General features: G+C 54.1%; 1 pseudogene. It reads right to left on the bottom strand.

What is annotated here, in order from left to right:
- Positions 1-244 (bottom strand): annotated as a pseudogene (locus R0J92_RS25730) (AAA family ATPase); the annotation flags it as partial.

Genomic DNA, 244 nt, shown 5'->3' with positions numbered 1-244 from the left:
CGGTGCCGGATTCGCCCACCAATAACACAGGCAGTTTGGCGGCAGCAGCTTTTTCTGCCCGGGCGATGATGTTTTTCATGCTGGCAGAGACGGCAGTAAGGCTAGCGAAGGTAATCGGTTCTTCGTATTTCTTCAGCGGCTGGTAAATGACACGCTCGAGCGTCGTCACATCGCGTGCCAGCTCGACCGCCCCGATCAGTACGCCGTGTTCGAATACCGGATAACTATCGTTAATGGTAGTAAT

This window comes from Tritonibacter sp. SIMBA_163 (genome assembly GCF_046535935.1).
Taxonomy (GTDB): domain Bacteria; phylum Pseudomonadota; class Alphaproteobacteria; order Rhodobacterales; family Rhodobacteraceae; genus Epibacterium; species Epibacterium scottomollicae.
Note: the sequence above shows the minus strand (reverse complement) of the source record. Positions and strands in the feature narration are given on the sequence as shown.